Below are 18733 nucleotides of genomic sequence, written 5' to 3'. Positions count from 1 at the left end.
TATGCAGGTTTCTTCCGATTCGTTTGCGTGCCTATGGCGGCGTTTTCAGCGGGCTTGGATGAAAGAAGTCCATATTTCGGCCCTGCACTTCCTTACCAGCGGAGCGAGGCGGCTTGCACCTGGCGCTCGCGTGCAGCGGTCAACTGACCGCGTACCCTCACGTCGGTCAGATCAAAGCTCGGCGACACTCCGAAAAGGCGAGGTGTGGTGATCGGGCGTGCGGGGGCGGCCACCAATGCAATTCGTCCGCCTGATTGGCTGAGTTCGGCAGGCAGCTCAAAACTCTTTCTTGTCGGACGATCGCGGCTGCCGCTTTCGAAGCGGTTGGTTTCGGCGCTCGAAGTGGGGTAGATGTCGTAGCGGCGGCCGCGTGCGTCGACTCCGACGATGCGCAGGTCCACCGAAGAGCCGGATTGATTGAGTACCTCGACCGCCAAGCGCTGTCCGGTGGCGACGCGCGGAGGGTTGGGTGCGCCTTGAAGGGGCACGGTGCGCAGCAGTCGTTCACCTTCCAGCAATTGCAAATTGGCCGAGAAGCCTTCAATCCGGCGATTGCTTGCCAGCTCGGTTAGCCGGTCGAGCCAGCGAAAAACGGCGGCGGACTGCAAGAACCCGCCCAGTTGTTCCTTGGTGGAAAACTCGACTGCCGTGTTCAAGGCGGACGTGACCTTGAATCGGCTGTCTGCGCGTTCGATGTGCAGATCGCCTGGCTGCCCGCTTGAAAGCTCTATGGAGGCGGGGTATTCCAGGCTGATCCCTCCCACGGCGTCAATGGCCCCCGCGACGCGCAGCATGGCGCCACGTGGCATCTCTTGCGGGCTGACAATCCAGGACGATCCTGCATGCTGGGCTGCCAGCGCGGGCGGCACGTTCACTTGCGACACGCTGGCGTCGGTGTTGATCACGCGGGCCACTGCGTGGCTGACCCGGCCGCTGGGGGATTGCACCGAGATGCGCACGGCGATCCCGGGCTCGAGGCCATCGAGTTCACCGGCTGGGATCGTGAGCTTCGCGCCGATGCGCTGTGCCAACCATTGGGGGGCGGTGGTCAGGCTGGGGGCAGCGTTGGTCAGCAGCGGTACATCCAGAGCGCCTTCCGCAACCGGGGAGGGCAGCTCGCGGGAGGGAAAGCGTCGCTCCAGTTCCTCAATCACGGGGGGTAGAGGTTGATGACGTGGCTGAACAGGTCTCGCCAGGTGGCCGGCTTGCGCGCCAGAGATTCGGCGACTGCCCAGGTGAGCAGGCCATGGGGTGCGGCATTACGGTCGCCGCGTGGCAGCTTCAGCTCCGGCGTGACCTGATGGCTCTCCGAGGCGAAGAAGGCAACGTAGCGTGCGCGCGCGATCGGAGGTGCGGGGGGTATTGCCAACGCCGGTGGATCGACGGCTTCCGGTGCGGTGGTGGCCAACTGCTCCGCGCGCAGGCCACGAAATCGCACTTCGTCTTCGGGTGCCTGGGCCTCGGGGGTGGGTGCCGCGCGCGACGAGCGGGTCATGGAGGTGGCTGAGCAGGTGTCGAATACCGCCCAGACGAACACATTGCGAGCCAGGAACGCCTGGATCCAGCGATCCATGTCGGTGTCGCGTATGTCACCCGCCAAGGCGCGGCCAGTGCCCAAGCGACCACGCGCATCGCGCGCGAGGAAGTGTTCGGAGAGACCGTCCGGCTCATGGATGAGGCGTTCCGGGTCCCGCCAGCGCATGCCGTGGCCGGAGAAGTAGAGCACCACCAGATCACCGCTGCTGGATTTTTCAAGAAGATCGCGCAATGCCTGGTGAACGCGAGATGCACCGGGCAATTCGGCGCCCTCCACCCCGTCGGCCAGCACGGTGATGTTGGCGGGTGTCAGCCCTTGCGCCAGCAGGGCGCGGCGCATCAGCAGCACGTCGTTGCGCGGGGCGCTGAGCCAGATTTCAGGCGGCTGGTTGACGAGTTCAGAAACGCCCACCAGCAGGGCCCGCTGCGTGGCGTGGGCGGGGAGGGTGGCAAGGCATAGGGCCAGGAAGAGGGAGAGGGAGCTAAGCAGCAGTTGGATCCTGGAGGTCAGGATATTTCCTAATCCAACCAAGTCGATCGAGTGAAGTTGGCGCGGCTCAGTCATCACGGCCCCTCCACCGACTTCACCAGAGGGGACGCGGAAAGTTTTGCTCTTGCTGCTGCCGGTTCGTTCACCTCGATGAGCCATCGGCCATCAGGGAGTACGCTGATGTGCTGCTGCACCGGCAGACTGCCCAGCAGTGCCTGTGCTTCCTCCACACGGACAGCCTCCTGCCAGCGCACCACCAGCGAGGGCGGCACTGCGGCTGGCGACGTGCCCCCACGAAAGCGCACTTCATCATCTTGCACGTCCTGCCAGAGCATCCATTGCTGACCAATCACAACCAGGACAAGTAGGGCGAAGGCCGGACGCAGAAGGGCGTTGGGACGCAGGGAGGCAAGGATGCGGCTCCACCATGAGTCCGACGGAGCCACGGGTGTGTCCGATGCCGGTGTGAGGGGCAGGGGCAGTGGGGTTGGAGGGGTTTGCCGTGTCTGGAATGCGTTGGATTCTTTGGCTTCTTCGGAATTTGCTGATGCTGATGTGGTCCGGCACGCCTCGATCAGGTGCTGGCCGACATCGCGGTAGAGCGTCTGGTGATCGTGGCGCGGATCGTTCGTTGCCAAAGGCGTGCCGGTCAGCACCATGTGTCCGTCCGCGGTGTCTCGCAAGGCCACGCGACCTGGCGCAGGTGGAATCTCCAGTGGCGTGGGCTTCTGTGATTCATCCCATACTGCTCTTACAGCAGCCATGCGCTCCGTGCTCAGACGTGCTAGCACGCGCGAAGCCGGCTCCTGGGAAGAAGCTATGCGCACGCGGTTCCAGGCCTGAATGACAGCGACCGAAGGGTCGGAGGGCTCATCGCCTGGCTCCAGCAGGACGTCGTGCCACCCGGCCCAGTCGGGTTCGGCAGTGGTCAGCCAGCCGCTCCAGAACGCACCGGAGTCGTCTTGGCGGTCCAGCAACACTCCGAGGCGAGCGGTGTTCTGGTGCGTCTGCACCACGCAACCCGGCTCCCAGGCTTGAGCAGGAAAGCGGATGCGCGCAGCCTGACGGCGCCGCGCCAGGTCTAGCAGTGGGCCGAGCAGATGGTCGTCGGCGGCTGGTTTCGGGGCGGCCGGGGCCTCGTGTCGGATGATCGGGACTTCGGGCCGAGCGCTGCCCTCGGGTGGCGCCGGGGTGTTCTGGCACCCGGCATAATCATGCTCAAGCAGTTCTGCTCGAACTTGTGCCAGCGGTGGCCAAAGCGTTGTCACGGAGCCGCCTTTGGCGTCATGTGTGAACAGGTGTTTCATGACACATAGACGCTTCAAGCGCCAGTATTTTGAACACCCGATGAATCGCGCTCATGTTCTCGCGTTCGATCTCGATCTGAAGTGTGTTCTGGATCCAGCTGCCCATCAGCGTGCGACCATAGTCTCGTGGCAAAGCGCTGCGTGAATGCACGAGACCCAGCTTGCCAGCGCGGTAATGGTAGGAGGCAATGCAATGCCGGCTCGCGACACCCGAAAGGCCGCCAGCGAGTTCCTCGGCAAAACTCTCGCACAGCATCAGGCGCTCTGGTGCGGGAAGTGAATGGATGAAGTCGCGCGCGGCCGCGCTCACCTTTTCATCGGTCAGGCCATGGTCGTGCAATGCATCTTCTTCTTCGTCACTGGCGCCTAGCTCTGCCTCTATCCGGTCTTCGTTGATGCCGTCCTCACCCAGCGACACACGCCGACGCAGACGGCTGGCACGCGTGCAGTCGATCAGGTAGCGCTTGAAGTAGGCGCACAGCGCCACTGCGCTGGAGGGAGTGCTTTGCTGTGATGCGCACGGAGATGCTGCGTCAGGCTCCTTCGCTTCCTCATCATGGTCAGTATGTGAGATGCTGGGTACGTTCAGCCGTAGCACCTTGGCATAGATGAATTGCGCGATGAGTTCCTGCTTGGGCTCATCAAGTGAGCGCAACTCCGAGGGTGCGCAAGGGTGAAGCGCCCGTGTCACGATGTCGTACATGCGGCCCATCTCCTGCGGCGACAGTTGTTGCCGCCGCTGCCATAGGTCGCCCAGATCGGCGCTCTCAGAGTGGTTGAGTAGGTCTTGCATGCGATGCGAAGCGATCGCGCTCCAGTGTGAATACGCCTTCGTTCCCTAATCCTCTACGCAAGTCTCCCCGTCGGGCACCAGGCATTCGGCCAGGCCCAGGCCCGCGCCGCGTACGCGCACATTCGAGCCTGTGCTGGCGGCCACGGAAAGGCCTCGGGGCAGGAGGACCCACATCTGGCCGGGCTGCTTCATTCGGCGTGCGCTCTGCGCGGCGTCGGGACCTGCACCGAAGAAATAATCTGCCCGTATCGCCCCGCGAATCGCGCCGCCGGTGTCTTGCGCCAACGTCAGGCGTTGCATCGGCGTGGCTGAGTTGGGTTGCTTCGTGGAGACGAACACCGGATACCCTAGCGGTGTGCTGCGCGGATCCACCGCGATCGAACGGCCGGCCGTTAACGGCACGCCGAGTGCCCCCGTCGCGCCGGCTTTTTCCGCCACCTCGCGGAAGAACACATAGCTAGGATCTTTAATGCCTGATCCGGCCAGCGGCTGGGTGGCTCGCTGCCCAGGCACCGCGACCGCGCCTGACTTCACCGGAGCCAGCGTGAACCCGCGTGTCAGCACGCCTGCGCGCACGTCGCTGTCGTCTTCGTCATCCAGTTCCAGCTCGATGGTCGAGCCCCGCACCCTGACTCCCTTGGGGCGGCCGGAGGCTGAGGCCACGACGGTGGGGCGGAACGGCTGGCCATTCTGTTCGGCATAGCCGACCCGGATGACTTGTCCGCCCGGCAGCAGGATGCGGCCCGATCCCTGAACCTGCATTTCATACAGTGCGGCGGCATTGTCTACAAAGGCAATCACGCGCGCATTGGGCGCCCCTTTGGTTTCAATTTCCTCCCGTGTGTAGTAGGGCAGCAGGCGCTTGCCATCAGCGCGTAGGCGGATGCGCCGATCAAGTGTGTCTCGGCTAAGCGTGTCCAGATCGACCGTGTAAAAGCCTGCCGAGCCCATCTGGCGGGTAGACAAGCCGCGCTGAATCGTTACATCGCGGCCCTGAACCTGGGCCACGGCGGTACCCTTTGCGCCCGCCGGAATTTTTCGGGCGTCCAGGAACAGCATGTCCTGAGGCTGTGCGTAGACGGGGTAGATGAAAGGCGGCGAGTAGGTTCGGTTGCCGTTGATCTGCGGCTCGAAGTAGCCTGTCACCACGCCACTGGCGCGTCGGTCGTCATCACGGATCTGGTAGACCGAGAACTCGCGTTCGTAGAATCCGCGGATGGCGCTGTTGCTCTTTCCGTCGACGCGGTTTGCCTGGTCACATACCTGGCGCCACGCAGAAGCGCGTTTTCCCAGGACGCTGCAACTGGATTTGAACGCGTCCCAGCTTTCGGCAAAATCGTCTCGGCTCCAGCCTGGAATGGCATCGAAGTCGACGGCCGTGTAGGTGGCGTGCTGGGTGGAGAAGGTTCGAGCTTGCCCGGCAATGTTGCCACCAGTGGAAGGCGCCGGAGACGGTGTGCTGGCAGCAGGTGGCTCCACAACGGGAGCGGGAGCGGGGGAGGGCATCGGAGCCGGTGCTGTCTGCGCCACGGGCGCTGGGGCGGGTGTCTGGATGTTGGCGCACCCTGCGGCGGTCAGTCCAAAGAGCATGGCCAGCACGGGTTGAAGAGGCGGGCTGTTGCGTAAAGTTTGCATCTCAGACTCCTTCGTTGATCGGTGGCGCGCTTTTATGGCAGGCCTTACTTCGCAGACGATCAATACTGCTCAACTTCAAAGAAAGCGACCCCGAATGCATCGGTGCACTTGCTATCCTTGGGGCAGACAGGTTCCCCAAGCAAGGGGGTGGCCTCGCTGCTGCGAGTGGCCTCCAGGGCCGCAAGAACGGGTAGCGGAAACTGCGGGAACAAGCCGTCGGACTGAATACCGACCGAGGTGAATTCGCGTTCACGTTCGCTCACCAACACGGCGAAGCGGTCGGTGCCTACAGGACCCCCGGCATCCAGCGGCCAGGAAGCCCGAGGCAGGGTGAGTGACGTGCCAGGTCGGATGGTGTTGCGTTTGTCGATCGAGTTCGGGAATAGGAGGTACATGTGACCGTCGCTCGATAGCAGGAATGCATAGACGTGGCCAGGGCGATTGCTGCTGACCTGGAATTCCAGGCGGTCGGCACCAATCTGCATGCGAGACTTGGCGCTGCTGGCGGTGACCTCGAACCCCGGTGTGGCGCCATGGCGCAGCGCGGCCAGAGATTGAATGGCGTCGCGCGGAGCGGGGGCTGCTGGCTCAGGCGCGGGTTCAGCGGTGCCGGGGAGTGCTGTGACCCTTCCTGTCGGGGCGGGCGCGGTGGCTTCGGTGGCGGGTGCGGCTGCGGAGTTGGTTGGTGAGGTGGGCCGCAACAGCCACCACGCACTGCCGCCTACCAGCAGCAGGCCCACCCCTACGGCGCCCAGCCAAGCAGTTGCAGACTTTCCTGGGCGCTGCGTTGTACTGCCACTGAGCACAGGTTTGTTGGAGGTGCTTCCTGTGGAAGTGCTTGGAGCGCTGCGTGGCGTGGTTGGATTGGTTGGCCTGCCTTGCGAATCGGTGCCCTCCAAACCTAGTGTGCGCCTGAATTCGAGCATGGTTTGCGGCCTTTGCTCGGGGCGCACAGCCAAGCCTGCGTCTATGGCGCGCAGGAACGGCTCGCTGAACCGGCCTCGTAGTGACTCTTGGCCGGCCAGCGGCACGTAGGTGTCGCTCAGCAGGCGGCCGATCGAGGGCGGGGGTACTTTGCCCGACACGGCCAGGTGGAGCACCGCGGCGAGCGCGTAGACGTCTGTCCAGGCACCCTGTGCCATGTCGGGTACGTCTCCGTATTGCTCTACCGGAGCGTATCCGGGCTTGAGGATGACCGTCACTGCCTGGTTCTGGTCCGTGATCACGCGCCTCGCTGCACCAAAATCCAGCACCACGGGCAGATCGGTGCCCTCAAGCAGCATGATGTTGTCGGGAGCAATGTCTCGGTGGTAGCAGTTGGCCCCGTGCATCACTTGCAAGGCCTGGCTCACGCCATCGACCAAACTGGTGAGCCACGCCTGGCCCGGGCTTTCTGACATGCTGGCCAGTTTCTCGCGCAGCGTGCGACCACGATACAGCGGCATGACCATGTAAGCCGTGCCCTTGTCTTCCCAGAATCGGTACACCTTCAGCAGCGACGGATGATCGAACTGGGCAAGCAGGCGCGCTTCGTTGATAAAGCTGCGCATGCCCAGCTGGAAAGTGTCGCTCTTGCCTTCCGACTGCGGCGCTACCGAGCCATCCGCGTGGCGGAATGCCAGCGATGAAGGCATGTATTCCTTGATGGCGACCACCCGCTCCAGCGCCGCATCCCAGGCCTCGTAGACAACACCGAACCCTCCCTGGCCGACGATGTTTGTGATCTCGAATTCGCCAAGCCGAGTGCCAGGAGGCAGAACAGTGGCATCCCCCGTCGCCCGACGGCTTGGTGGTGCCCGGCTTACCGCCGGTGGAGGGAGGAGGTGTGCTTCCGGTCAAGACGCGAGTGGCCGCCGGGTCCAGTACGCGGGTGGCCCCTAGGTCGCCGCCGGCGATCACGGTCATGTCTTGATCTTTCCGGCCGGTAACCTCCGGCTCAGGCCTTTCCATCAGGCGCCTCCTTCCACGCTCGCTGCAGCACTGTGCATATCGAACAGACGGTCAAACATGGGGCCCACGGGCAGTCCCTCCATTTCCATGGCGGGTTCGATACTCGGATTCCACGCTGGCATCCACGCGGTCCGCCCTGGGCCCAGAAGGTGGGTGTTGTGGTCGGTGTTCAGGTTATTCAGCGCGACAGGCGCGAACACAGCCGCAATGAGGCGTTCAAAGTGCTCGGCGTTGGCGTCATCTTCCAATGCCTGCAGCAGCACATGCTGCGCAGCTCTCCACCAATCCGAGGGGTTGCCTTCCAAGGGAGCGAACACGGCGATCGGGTAATACCGGCCGATCCGATCCACCGAAGGAGCCATGGCACCCATCCACGCCGAGTCGTCGGCTACGCCGGGGGCCAGCAAGAAGCACCAGATGGGGGCTGTCAGGTAAGACTCCACCCATCCCTGGTGGCGAGCCCGCAGGTCGGCCAGACCGTCATGCAGCCAGTCGTCCCACACGGTGCGCAGCGCATGCGGCATTCGGCGGTGCGCAAAATCGCCCGCGCCGGGCAGCTTGCCGAACCATCCTGGAGACGACAGACTGGGGCGTGTCATTTAGTCGAAGCCTCCGCGGTAAGCCCTCATAAACCCTCCGGGCAGGAGAACTCCCGCATCTCACGCAAACGCAGCGGATGCTGCACGCTGTTGGTGGTGACCTCGAACCGGGCCTTGCGTCCGTCCACCGCGAAAGTCACAAAGAATTTCTCTGGCGCATCGCCCGGCTCAAGTTGTGAGCGGTCGAGCACGCGAAACAGCGACCACGCGCCATCCATCGTCATGCCCGAGAGCCCGCCGCTGGCTGAAGGTGGGCTGAGCTGAACGCGCACCTGATTGCTGCCCTTGGGGCCAGGCCATTGAATGGTCATGGGGACAATCGGCCCGTGGCCATAGCGAACCACTTGCCCATCGACATCCAGAATGAACTGCGTGATGCTGGCGTCCATTTCCACAGGCTTGAAGTCCAGCCGGATGGATGGCGTGCGGCCACCCCCGCGGAAGAAGATATCGCGTATGACGGCCGCACGCTCGAACTGCGCGAGCGCTGCCGTGGTAATGGCCCCTTGCTCGGCCACCGGTTTGTAGCGCCAGGGGCGCCGGCTGGTGTCTACCAGGGAAGCTAGTCGTTTCTGGAAAAAATCTTCCATCAGGCCACCCGGGCCGAACATCTGGCCTAGGTCCTCTGGCAGTACGTCGCGCGTGCTCGACGGATTGAACGGGTAGCGGCCGGTGATCGCTTTTGCGCAGAAGCTGGCCACTGGTTGAAGATCCTGGCTAAGATTGCCGCGCTCGGCGATGCGGGCCTGCGCGGCGCCCGCCTGGCTGAGGTTCTCAACCATGGATCGCACCGGTTCGGGCAGACGGCCAGCGTCCGAACGCAGCTTGCCGGCGACGTCTCCGGCTGGCGGCGATGATCGAGCCTTGACCGCTGTATCCACCGCTGTGAGGTAAACGTAGACCTCGTTGAACAATTTCAGCGCATCATCCAGGGGGGCGGTTGCCCTTGTGCCGGTGCCGTCACCAAACGGCGCAGAGCCTCGAACTTGTCGTCGACGATGCTTTCAATGCTCTTGCCGGCGGCCACGGGGCGCTGAGTTTCGCCGCCGAAGAGCTGCTCCAGTCCTTGCCGCGTGCTGCGCACGGTCTCCGCGGCTTTGCTGACCATGTTGGGTTTCGCAGGGTCAGCGCTGGGCGTGAGCGTGGTCTCGTGCACTGCGGCTTTCAGGAATTTGGCCAGGGGTGAATCGAAGCCGGAGAGGATGCGCGCGATTTCGATGTTTTTCTCAACGCCACTGACACGGATCAGGCGAATGTCCGCCAGAAATTGTTGCCAGATCTTGGCGTATTCCTCGAGGTAAAGTCGCCGAACCCGATCGGTCAGCTGGCCCAGCGCAGCCGCATCCTTGGCTGCGTCCAGCCCCGTTCGCTCAAGTCCCAGGACCCATGGGTCTTCGCTCGCCAGCACCGGCGTGACAGCAGCCACTTCCTGCTGGAAACGCTTGTGATAGCCGTCGTAAGTGAACAGGCCCGGCACGCCCTCCGTGAGTGGCTGGCCGCTGACACGCTCGAACACGAGCGGTGCGGAAGGGCCACCGGCAGTGGCGACCGAAAACGCCGGGATGTCGCGCCCGAGCCGCAGGCGTTTCAGGCGGCTGAAGATGCGCTGCTCAATGGGGTAGCTTGCCAGCATGGCTCGCGTGCTGCGCAAGAGCGCCTCGTCGATCTGTGTTGTGGCGCGTGGAGCGCCTTGTGCCAGCAGGGTGTCGAGCTGCTGCTCCAGCGCCGGCAACTGCTGCGGGGAGAGACCGCGGTCCAGGCTGCGGTTCCAGTCCAGCATCACCCAGGCCTTGAGCGCCTCGCTGTCGAAATGCTCGGGCTCATGCAGCATGACGTAGCTCTTGAGCGCTTCATACGCGAACTCGAGGTTGTCCTTGCCCGCGCTGCGAAGCTGCTCTTCAATGCGGCGGGAGACCTTCGGCAAAAATACTTCAGCGAGCGCGTGCTGGTGCGCATTGGCGGCGGCGGAGTCCATTTTGTCGCCCTGATACAGACCCAGTGTCATGGAGACCGGCGGATCGCCTTCGTTATTTTCCGGCACCTTCCAGATGTCACGCAGGTTCTGCAGCACGGGCGTCACGGCGGCAATATTCTGGGCGCCCGAAGACAGGGCGAGTAGAGATTGTTTCGTGGTTTCCACTTTGGCCTGAACAGCATCAAGGTAGAGCGCGTTGCGCCAGGCGCTATAGCTCCACCCCGCCAGCAACGCTATCGTGACTACTCCCATGGCTCCCAGGGCCGCCAACCGCATGGTTTTCGTGCGGCGTTCCTGGCGAGCGTCGGCGCCCGCCAGATCCTGCTCCGGGAAAACCACCTCACGCAACAGGTTGGTTAGAAAGTAGCTGCGCCCTGAATTTTTCTGCGGCGCCACAATGGCTCGCTCCAAGCCGAAGCTGCGTGAAAGACTTCCCATGACGCGATCAAAGGGGCTGCCCTCTTGCGTGCCGCTGGTGAAGTACACACCGCGAATCCACGGTGGCTGGCTGAACTTGGAGCCCAGGAAAACCTGATCCAGCGTTTCGGCCAATGATCCCTGTAAGGCAGCGAACTGCGCCGGAAACGCAAAAATCGCCGCCCGGCGCCGGGGGTCGGTTTCGGCCTGCATGCGTGCGATGAGACGGTCGTTCAGCTGGTCTCTGAGTAGCCCAAACTCTTGTGTAAAGAGATCCGAGACTCCGCGCTCTGCCACGTGATCGCTTTGCTCCACCGGCAGCGTGAAGCCGAGCACCTGCTCGCGTTGCGTCTTGCCCAGGTCATCGAAGAACTCGGTGAACCCGCTCAGCAGATCGGCCTTGGACACCATCACATACACGGGCAGGCGAGTGGCCAGGCGCTGGTCCAGCTCCTGCAGACGTGCGCGCATGGCCGCGCTCAGTTCGGCCCTGGCCTGCGCCGGCTGCATCAGGTCGGCCACACTCACGGTGAGCAGCACACCATTGAGGGGTCGACGGGGGCGGTTTTTCTTCAGCAGGCCGAGAAAGCCCGACCAGGCATTCTGATCCTCGGTCTGGTTGCTGTCTTGCGTGGTGTAACGGCCCGCCGTGTCGATGAGAACGGCCTCTTCCGTGAACCACCAGTCGCAGTTGCGCGTGCCCCCAATGCCCTTGATTGCACCCGTGCCGAACTTCTCGGCCAGCGGGAACGTCAGCCCTGAGTTGACCAGCGCGGTGGTTTTGCCGGAGCCCGGCGCGCCGATGAATACATACCAGGGTAGGTCGTACAAGTAATTGCCACCCGAAATGGCGAACCAGTCTCGCATACCAGTCTTCTTGCCGGTACGCTCGATGCGCATGCGCTTCAGGGTTTGAACGGCCTCTGCGAAGCGCTCGCCCAGGATTTTTGCTCCCCTGGCGTGGTGGGAGCGGCTTTGCTCTCGACCGGCTTGACCAAGCCCTCCGTCAGCCGCTGGCTGGCCTTGCGTGCTCGCCAGTGACGCCATACGTAGCGGCCTATGACCACCACCACCAGTAGCGCGATCACGGCTGCGCGCACCCCAGGCTTCTCCAGTGGCGAAAACGCTCCAATGCGTAGCAGCGGCCCTACCCACCAGACCAGCACCGAGAGCATCGACAGCGCGCTACCGACGATCAGCCACGGCGAGAACACGAACCGGAGCAATCCTCTCATCGCTGGCCTCCTTTCGGTGGGGTGTTCACCGGCGGTGCACTCCCTTGTGGCTCATTCCTTGGCGGAGCTCCGCTGGGACCGGTGATCAGCATGATCTCGACACGGCGGTTTCGCGCGCGATCGGCGGGGGTGTCGTTGGGCGCCAGGGGCTCCGAGTCTGCGCGTCCGTCGGTACGCATGCGGCTGGCTTCGACCTGGCCGAGCAGCGCCGTCTTGACACTTTCGGCGCGGGCCGCAGAGAGATGCCAGTTGGAAGGAAATCTCAGCGAGCGGATGGGTTGATTGTCGGAGTGACCGGTGATCAGAATGTCACCCTTGACCTCTGCCAGCGCTTCCCCGATGCGCTTGAGCACGGGTAGGGACTTGGTCATCGGCTCGACGCCGCCCGAGGCAAAGAAGCTGTCACCCCGCAAACGAATGATGCTCCGATCAGCTTCGTCCGTGACGGTGACCAGGCCTTCGCGGATCTCCGGCTCCAGAAAGCGCGCCAGGCGTGGCACCTTGGCCAGCGGCGCTGGCGCGGCTGCCGTCGCCGGGGAACTCGCAAGCCGGCAATGGAGGAATACACCGCGTCTGAGCGGCGGTTGAGAGACAGGCTAAACGCCAGCCAGACCAAGGCCAGCAACAGTAGCAAGGCGGTGGCATATACCCACAGCGGTAGCACGTCGCGCAGGCGCTTGATCTCGCCGGTGTGGCCTCGCCAATGCGGGGAAAGCTCTGCCTCCAGTGTGGGACGGTCCTTGCGGATCATCTCTGCCAGGCGTTGCCTCAGGGCCTCCAGTTGTGATCGTCCGTTGTCGATGACCCTGTAGCGTCCCTCGAAGCCCAGTGCCAGAACGCAGTACATCAGTTCGATCAGAGAGCGATTGCCTGTCACATCCTGTACAAGCTTGGCGAGCAGTTGGAAGACCTTCTCGCCTCCCCAGGTTTCATTGTGAAATTGAACCAGCAAGCTCTGCTTGTTCCAGCCTGAGCGTACGCCCCAGGGTGTGTTGGCCACAGCCTCGTCGATCGCAGTACATAGCACGTAACGCGCGGCGAGCACGGTTTCGTTGGTGGCGCCTGATTTACGCGCCTCCGACTCAAAGCGCTGTATGGCCTGTGTGGTCGAGGCGCGTAGCGCGGCAGGATCGGATACGTGCGCCATGCCGCGCAACCGCGCTGCCAACCCCAACAGCGGGCCTGCTGCTGACACCAGTGGGTTGAGCAACTCCATGCGTGCCACGTCTGGCAGGGCGGAGTCCGGGGAGGCGGCGGTGAACCCGAGGGCGAAGCCGACGGCCCGGACCGCGGCTTGGGTTTGATCACCGTGCGTTCCGATTCGAACGCCGAGAAGGGGTCTGGGGTGCTCATGATCGAATGGCCCAGAACGCCAGATCCAACCCCGGAAAATCACCCGCAATATGCATGGCCATCCCCCCTGACTGTTCCAGTTGGCGCCACAGGTCGCTGTTGCGCGTTTCGAGCTCGAAGTAGCTCGCTCCTGAATGAAATGGAATCTGCCGAGGCGCCACGGGCAATGGCGTCAGCGTGACGCCCGGTAGATGCAGATTAACGAGGTCGCGGATGCGCTCGACCGGTCCGATCTTCACCTGGGTCGGGAACCGCGCGCGCAGGGCTTCGCCTGGCATCTGCGACATCACGGCCAGCACGAAGGTCGCGTTGCGCTGCAATTCCACGTCGGAAATCACGGCCACCCGTACGCCATGCTTGCGGTCGTGCAGATCGATGCGTATGGCCGATTGTTCCAGCACCATGGAGAGACTGCGGCGCAGGTCGTCCATCAAAGGCCGGAAGCTCGCAGCGAGATCGTCGTGCACATAAGGCGGGAAGCGCGTCACTCGGCGTTGATCGCGGAAGGTTGCCAGGTCTCCCGCCAGTGCCAGTCCCTGTTCATAGAAGCGCTGTGGGTGCAGGATGGAGGTGCGCGTGAGGTGTCCGAAAACCGCCTCGTGCCGGTTGACCACCTGCAGCAGCATGAAGTCCGCAATCTCTGCCACGCCGCCAGTGCCACCCTGACTCATGCGTCCGGCCAGAGCTTCGCCGCGCTGGCGCAGCAAGCCCAGCAATTCCTCCAGCCAACCTCGCAGAGAGATTTGGGGGTGGCAGTCGAGCGTGGGCGGAATGTGAGCCCGGTCGAGCATCAACTGGTTGTCAGCACGCCGCTCCAGCACCCGAACGCAGTTCAGGGCGGCCCACGCGTCGGTCGCATCGCCGGCACGCATCAGCTGCGTATGTAATTGTCCCAGCTGAAGAAGCGCCGTTCGTTCACCAGCGGTGTTGGAGTCGGGCACTTCAGACTCGAGAACCTGATGCCGAACCAGGGGGTCCTCGGCTTCGACATCGGTCTCGCGCGCTCCAGGGCGGCGCAAAGGCAAGGCAAGCACAATCGTCTCGTCCCGCAGCCCTGGGGGGATGTCGATCGGTGGTGGCAGGGGGTCCACCGATGGCATGTCGAACACCGTGCCGTCTCCGAACACGCCGATCGCCTTGACCAAGGCAATTTTGCCCAGTGCCAATGCCGCTTGGTCGAGTTCGAGCTCCGCAAAACCCCACGCGTAAGGTGTGGTGCTTTGCAGCAACCGATGCCTTACATGATCGAGGTGGCGGTCATTCTGCTGCAGATGCTGTGGCTGCAGCAGCATGCCTTCACTCCACAGAACCCTTGATCGCCAAGTCAATTGCCACTCCCGCGTCTCGGTTGGATACCTACCGAGTGAGTGTCCCCGGCTTGGTCGCCCGGGCAAATCCCTCGAATGGACTACTCACAGAGGATGCTGAAAACTTCCGAGGGGATAAGCGCTGAATCTGCCCGCTCGGCTCCATGGCCTATGCCGAAAGTCAGGAGTGCTGCTCAGCCTTCATTTATGCAGGGTCAATAGCTATATTTTTTATAGCTATTGACGCCTGCCAGGGCATGGGCTTGGGAGGGGCATGGCGAGCGGGGCAGGGTGCTGCAGTTGACCTCTCAAAAGTCCCCGCAGCCGTTCTTGGTTCCTGTATCGATACAGTTTGTCAGGTTCGGTCGGGAGCGCACGCGCGACCATTCCTGTGCAAGCAGGTCTATACCTGATTCACTGCGCTCGCCATCAAGCGGGCCTGTCGCCAGGCAAATAGGTGCCGGGTTGATGTTGCGATCGAAGGTGTATGTATTCGAGGGCTCCAGCAACTTGTCTGGCACGGGCACCCAGGGTATTTGCGACGCGGGTGGTGGGGGTTCAGGTGCCGGCGCTGGGGGTTCAGGCGGTGGCGGAGACGGCGGCGGCGGATTGGGGGGAGGCGGTGGTGGTGGTGGTGGTGGCGGCGGCGGCACCGTGGCTACCGAAAGTGTGCCTGGCACCACGTTCAACCTGTAGCCTTCAGCCGAGGTGTAAGCACCAGTGATGGGGTAATTGCCGGCGGGGCTGTCTATCGTTGCCGTGGTCGCGGGCGAGCCGACAATGCCGACGCCCGTGTCTCCCAGGATCAGACCGTTCAGAGTGGCTGTGAACGGCGGGTTAGGGGCGCCTTGCTCGCGGCTGGCATTCTGGATCGTCACCGTCGCGGTCGGGCGCTGGGTGTAAATGAAGTGGTTGTCAGCGGGAGACACCACGACCCCACAGGTGCCGAGATAAGTGCATCCGTAAAGATTCGGATAGATGCCTGAGCCGGCCAGTCCGCCACGGGTTTCGCCGATCCAGCTGTCTGCCCAGACTCGCCACGGTCCGCCAGAGATGGAGCCACCACTATTGCGGAAGCTGCTGGCCGAGACGAGGTCGGTGCTGGTGAAGCCGGTCACTGGCAGCCCCAGACTCAACTGGCCGCTGAGAGTCCGCACCAGAACCCTGTTAGCCACAATTGCATTCGCCGCGATGGTTTGCGGCACATTGGTGGCAGCTGCCATTCCGGCGGCTGTCACTGGGCCCAGGTGCACGTCATTGGCGTCTACCCAGGAGAACCACTCGGCCGCTGAGCCTCCCAGGGTGTTCGCTGCAGCGTCGTTTCCGCTGTTTTCCAGCAGTACGCTACCTGTGCTTGATCGCGCCAGCACGGTGTCGGCGACGATCGGAGCCGTCTGCGTGATGTTTCCTCGGCTGGAAAGGCCCACGGTCTGGAAGCTCAAGGGTGCGCCCACATGAATGTTGCCTCCCGCATCGTTCTGCAGTGTGAGCGAATTGGTCGCGGGCAGGCCAAGCGGCCCCACCACGTCGATGTTGGCAGCATGGGCGTCACTGCCAACGATCACAGTCGGCGCGCTGACCAAGGCACCTTCGGTTGAAGAAAGCGCGAAACCGGTGGCGGCACTGCCACCGAGCGTGATGGCGTCGCCCGGCCGATCCGAAGCCACGCCGGTGGCGCTAACCACACCAGGTCTGAGGTTCATAACGCTGCCTGCCGTGAGGGTTCCACCCAGAACCAGCGCGTCGGACGTCCCATTGTTGGACGCTCGCATTACGACAACGCCACCGCTGTCGATGCGGGCGGGAGGCGCTATGACCTCAATGGTGGAAGCCGGATCAAGCTGAACGCCTGCATCCGCGAGGGAGGTGCTGCCGGTCACCGCAACGGTGCCGCTCGCGCTGGAGATGCTGCTGCCGGCCAGCATCCACACGCCTTTGCCGGTGGGGGCGATCACAGGATCAAGGCTGGAGGAAGCGCCGGCCATGCGAATGTCGCCCGTTCCCGTGGAAATGGAACTGAAGTAGCCCATCACTACGCCATGAGCTTCGTCTGGAAAATCCCGTATGGTTGTGCTGCGGCCAACGCCAGAAATCAGCACGCGCCCAGAGGTGGTGTTAATGGAGCTTCGGAACAGTCCGACGCCGTCTTGCCCAGCCGCGTTGCCCGACAGGCCCGAGATGGACACGTCGCCGGATTGAGCGTCGATCGTCGAATCGCCCATGAAGACGCTGCCAGTCGGGCTGCTAATCTGCGCACGACCACTCGCTCCCAGGTCAATCGTCGTCGTGGACAGCTGTACGCCTGCCGATCCGGCAATATCAAGGTTGCCACCTGCCGTGTCGATCTGGCCGGTGTAGTTGACACCTCCGCTGGGAGACGAGAGGCCCGCGTTGAGTTGAACGTGCAGGGGGCCCGCCGTCGAGCCGATCCGCGTCCCCTGGTCAGCGAAGATGGATGAATCTGCATCGACGCGAAACGTCACCGGAGTCGATCCCGTAGTGCGGGAAATGTTCACTGTCCACCAGGGCGTGGGGTCAAAATTGGTCACGAAGTGAACGTCTCCCGCGGCTGCCCCGTTGGCTGCACCTCCGGTGGTGATCGTCACGTTCGTGCCAGAGTTCAGCGCGGCATTGATGTCTCCATCCTGGATCGTCGAATTGGCGACAGGGACGAACACGCCGCCAGGCAGGCTGCCCGCCGCCGCGCCCGACACGATGTCCACGTCGTACGGGTCGATCAACCACGTGCCAGCGGTGCTTCCGGAAGTGTTCACGCGAATGCCATCCAGGCTGAAGGCCGGCGCGGACGTTTCCACGTTCCCACCGGTGCCACCCTGACTGCTGGCGTTGATCTGTCCGTGCGCGCGAAGCCACTGCCCGCCAATGATGTTGACCGTGCCGCCGTTGCCACTGGCACCCAGGGCGCTGGCACTGATGGTGGTGTTGGGGCTGATGGCCACGCCGCCGGCATACTCCATGCTTGAGGTGCCGTCCGCTTGGATGTCGATGCGTCCGCCAGAGCCGGTGCTGCCGTCTGCCGTAACGGTGGCTGGTATGTCCGGGGTGGAGCGGCTCAAGCCAATGGCGCCACCTGCCTGAATGCTGACACTTCCTCCCGTGGTCCCGCTGGCGTTCAAGTCGGCCGGCGTACCCTTGCCGAACAGGTCCACGTCACCCGATGAACGCACGCTGATACTCCCGCCAGCGCCTGCCGACCCGCCGCTCGCGTCGAGTTGCCCTGTGATGATCTGGGTGTTGCTTTCGCCGCCCGTGCTTCCGGTGGCCTCCAGGACGATCTCGCCCGCGCGGCTATTGATGAAGCGCGCCCGTACGGTTCCGTCCTGCTGGATCTCCGCGACGCTGTTCTGAGATGCGGCCAGTAACTGCACGCGGCCGCCATCGGCAGAGATCGCGCCCGAGTTGCCGATCTGGCTGAAACCCTCATTCGGCGTCTGGATGCGGATCGTCGTCAGGCCATCGCCGACGGGATCGATCACCACCGTCTGGCCGCTCACCAGGCCCACCGTGCCACGTTCCGCAGTGAGCGTGCCGATGTTTCGCACCCCCAGTCCCATCAGGGCGATCAGCCCGCTGTTGGCGACAATCTGGCCGAAGTTGTCCACCCGCGCATCGGCATTGGCGTCAGTGGCCTGGAAGGTCAGCGGTCCGCCGGCCATGAAGTCAGAGTTGCTGATGCCCAGCGTGGTAGCAATGATGCCGCCCACGTTGACCTGCGCGGTACGCCCAAACGTCACGCCATTGGGGTTGACCAAATACACATGACCGTTGGCATTGAGCGCACCGTCGATATTGGAGGCCGTGACGCCCGTGACACGGTTCAGCAGCACGCTGCTGGCATTGGGCTGCAAGACATTGACTGTGTTGCCCGCACCGATCGAAAAGCTTTGCCAGTTACCCACCGCGCGGGCTGTACCCTGCGTGATGGTCATGGTGCTACCTGAAATCGATTGGCTCACCGCACCGCTGTTGGCAGGCACCGTCAGTAACTGAGGCAAGCCGTCAGTGGTCTGTGCCAGCGCGGGCAGCACTCCCGCACAGGCCATCGCCAGGAACAGGGGGTTGAGTGCCCTCATCCTGTTCGGCATGGAATAGGAGTAAGAGGTTATCTGTTTCAT

At 63.3% G+C, this 18733-nt stretch carries 14 protein-coding genes; all 14 read right to left on the bottom strand.

Going from position 1 to position 18733, the window contains the following annotated elements; genetic code table 11:
• Positions 1-92 precede the first annotated feature (92 nt).
• The 14 genes from AAAK34_RS19565 to AAAK34_RS19500 all read right to left on the bottom strand — a co-directional run bounded on the left by AAAK34_RS19565 (position 93) and on the right by AAAK34_RS19500 (position 18733).
• A complete protein-coding gene (locus AAAK34_RS19565) occupies positions 93-1154 on the bottom strand; it encodes a hypothetical protein (protein ID WP_431777586.1) in 1062 nt (353 codons plus the stop codon).
• Positions 1151-2101 (bottom strand): caspase family protein, encoded by a 951-nt coding sequence (locus AAAK34_RS19560; RefSeq protein ID WP_431777585.1) that lies wholly within the window; start codon positions 2099-2101, stop codon positions 1151-1153. Before AAAK34_RS19560 ends, AAAK34_RS19565 begins: the two co-directional genes overlap by 4 nt.
• Entirely contained in the window at positions 2101-3333 is a 1233-nt protein-coding gene (locus tag AAAK34_RS19555; RefSeq protein WP_231694569.1) for a hypothetical protein, read from the bottom strand. Before AAAK34_RS19555 ends, AAAK34_RS19560 begins: the two co-directional genes overlap by 1 nt.
• A complete protein-coding gene (locus AAAK34_RS19550) occupies positions 3311-4126 on the bottom strand; it encodes a hypothetical protein (RefSeq protein WP_431777584.1) in 816 nt (271 codons plus the stop codon). The genes AAAK34_RS19555 and AAAK34_RS19550 overlap by 23 nt, the downstream gene beginning before the upstream one ends.
• Positions 4127-4171: 45 nt before the next feature.
• On the bottom strand, positions 4172-5761 hold the full coding sequence (mltA, locus tag AAAK34_RS19545) for an MltA domain-containing protein (protein ID WP_231694571.1): 1590 nt from the start codon (positions 5759-5761) through the stop codon (positions 4172-4174).
• A 59-nt stretch (positions 5762-5820) separates the two neighbouring features.
• Positions 5821-7476: a serine/threonine protein kinase gene (locus AAAK34_RS19540; protein ID WP_431778042.1), complete on the bottom strand. Its 1656-nt coding sequence runs from the start codon at positions 7474-7476 to the stop codon at positions 5821-5823.
• Positions 7477-7710: 234 nt separating this feature from the next.
• Positions 7711-8310: a type VI secretion system-associated protein TagF gene (gene tagF, locus AAAK34_RS19535; protein WP_231694573.1), complete on the bottom strand. Its 600-nt coding sequence runs from the start codon at positions 8308-8310 to the stop codon at positions 7711-7713.
• Positions 8311-8336: 26 nt separating this feature from the next.
• Positions 8337-9224 (bottom strand): type VI secretion IcmF C-terminal domain-containing protein, encoded by an 888-nt coding sequence (locus AAAK34_RS19530; RefSeq protein ID WP_431777583.1) that lies wholly within the window; start codon positions 9222-9224, stop codon positions 8337-8339.
• A 2-nt stretch (positions 9225-9226) separates the two neighbouring features.
• Positions 9227-11644, bottom strand: a complete 2418-nt coding sequence (tssM, locus tag AAAK34_RS19525) for a type VI secretion system membrane subunit TssM (protein ID WP_431778041.1) — start codon at positions 11642-11644, stop codon at positions 9227-9229.
• Entirely contained in the window at positions 11608-11937 is a 330-nt protein-coding gene (locus AAAK34_RS19520; RefSeq protein ID WP_431777582.1) for a hypothetical protein, read from the bottom strand. Before AAAK34_RS19520 ends, tssM begins: the two co-directional genes overlap by 37 nt.
• Positions 11934-12392: a type VI secretion system protein TssL, long form gene (tssL, locus tag AAAK34_RS19515; RefSeq protein WP_431778040.1), complete on the bottom strand. Its 459-nt coding sequence runs from the start codon at positions 12390-12392 to the stop codon at positions 11934-11936. The genes AAAK34_RS19520 and tssL overlap by 4 nt, the downstream gene beginning before the upstream one ends.
• Positions 12305-13153: a type IVB secretion system protein IcmH/DotU gene (icmH, locus tag AAAK34_RS19510; protein ID WP_431777581.1), complete on the bottom strand. Its 849-nt coding sequence runs from the start codon at positions 13151-13153 to the stop codon at positions 12305-12307. The genes tssL and icmH overlap by 88 nt, the downstream gene beginning before the upstream one ends.
• Before the next feature lie 133 nt (positions 13154-13286).
• Positions 13287-14618 carry a type VI secretion system baseplate subunit TssK gene (tssK, locus tag AAAK34_RS19505; RefSeq protein ID WP_231694576.1) on the bottom strand — a complete coding sequence of 444 codons (1332 nt, stop codon included), beginning with the start codon at positions 14616-14618 and terminating at the stop codon, positions 13287-13289.
• A gap of 287 nt (positions 14619-14905) precedes the next feature.
• Positions 14906-18733 carry a filamentous hemagglutinin N-terminal domain-containing protein gene (locus tag AAAK34_RS19500; RefSeq protein ID WP_431777580.1) on the bottom strand — a complete coding sequence of 1276 codons (3828 nt, stop codon included), beginning with the start codon at positions 18731-18733 and terminating at the stop codon, positions 14906-14908.

The sequence above is a fragment of the Ottowia caeni genome (assembly GCF_050821495.1).
GTDB lineage: Bacteria > Pseudomonadota > Gammaproteobacteria > Burkholderiales > Burkholderiaceae_C > Ottowia > Ottowia caeni.
The sequence above is the reverse complement of the archived record's forward strand: the minus strand, read 5'-3'. Positions and strand labels throughout refer to the sequence as shown.

Bases quoted from the DNA above. Each gene is read 5' to 3' on its own strand.
- AAAK34_RS19520 (WP_431777582.1), bottom strand. From the start codon at position 11,937: ATGAGAGGATTGCTCCGGTTCGTGTTCTCGCCGTGGCTGATCGTCGGT.
- AAAK34_RS19560 (WP_431777585.1), bottom strand. From the start codon at position 2,101: ATGACTGAGCCGCGCCAACTTCACTCGATCGACTTGGTTGGATTAGGA.
- tagF (WP_231694573.1), bottom strand. From the start codon at position 8,310: ATGACACGCCCCAGTCTGTCGTCTCCAGGATGGTTCGGCAAGCTGCCC.
- AAAK34_RS19500 (WP_431777580.1), bottom strand. From the start codon at position 18,733: ATGAAACAGATAACCTCTTACTCCTATTCCATGCCGAACAGGATGAGG.
- icmH (WP_431777581.1), bottom strand. From the start codon at position 13,153: ATGGAGTTGCTCAACCCACTGGTGTCAGCAGCAGGCCCGCTGTTGGGG.
- AAAK34_RS19555 (WP_231694569.1), bottom strand. From the start codon at position 3,333: ATGAAACACCTGTTCACACATGACGCCAAAGGCGGCTCCGTGACAACG.
- AAAK34_RS19550 (WP_431777584.1), bottom strand. From the start codon at position 4,126: ATGCAAGACCTACTCAACCACTCTGAGAGCGCCGATCTGGGCGACCTA.
- mltA (WP_231694571.1), bottom strand. From the start codon at position 5,761: ATGCAAACTTTACGCAACAGCCCGCCTCTTCAACCCGTGCTGGCCATG.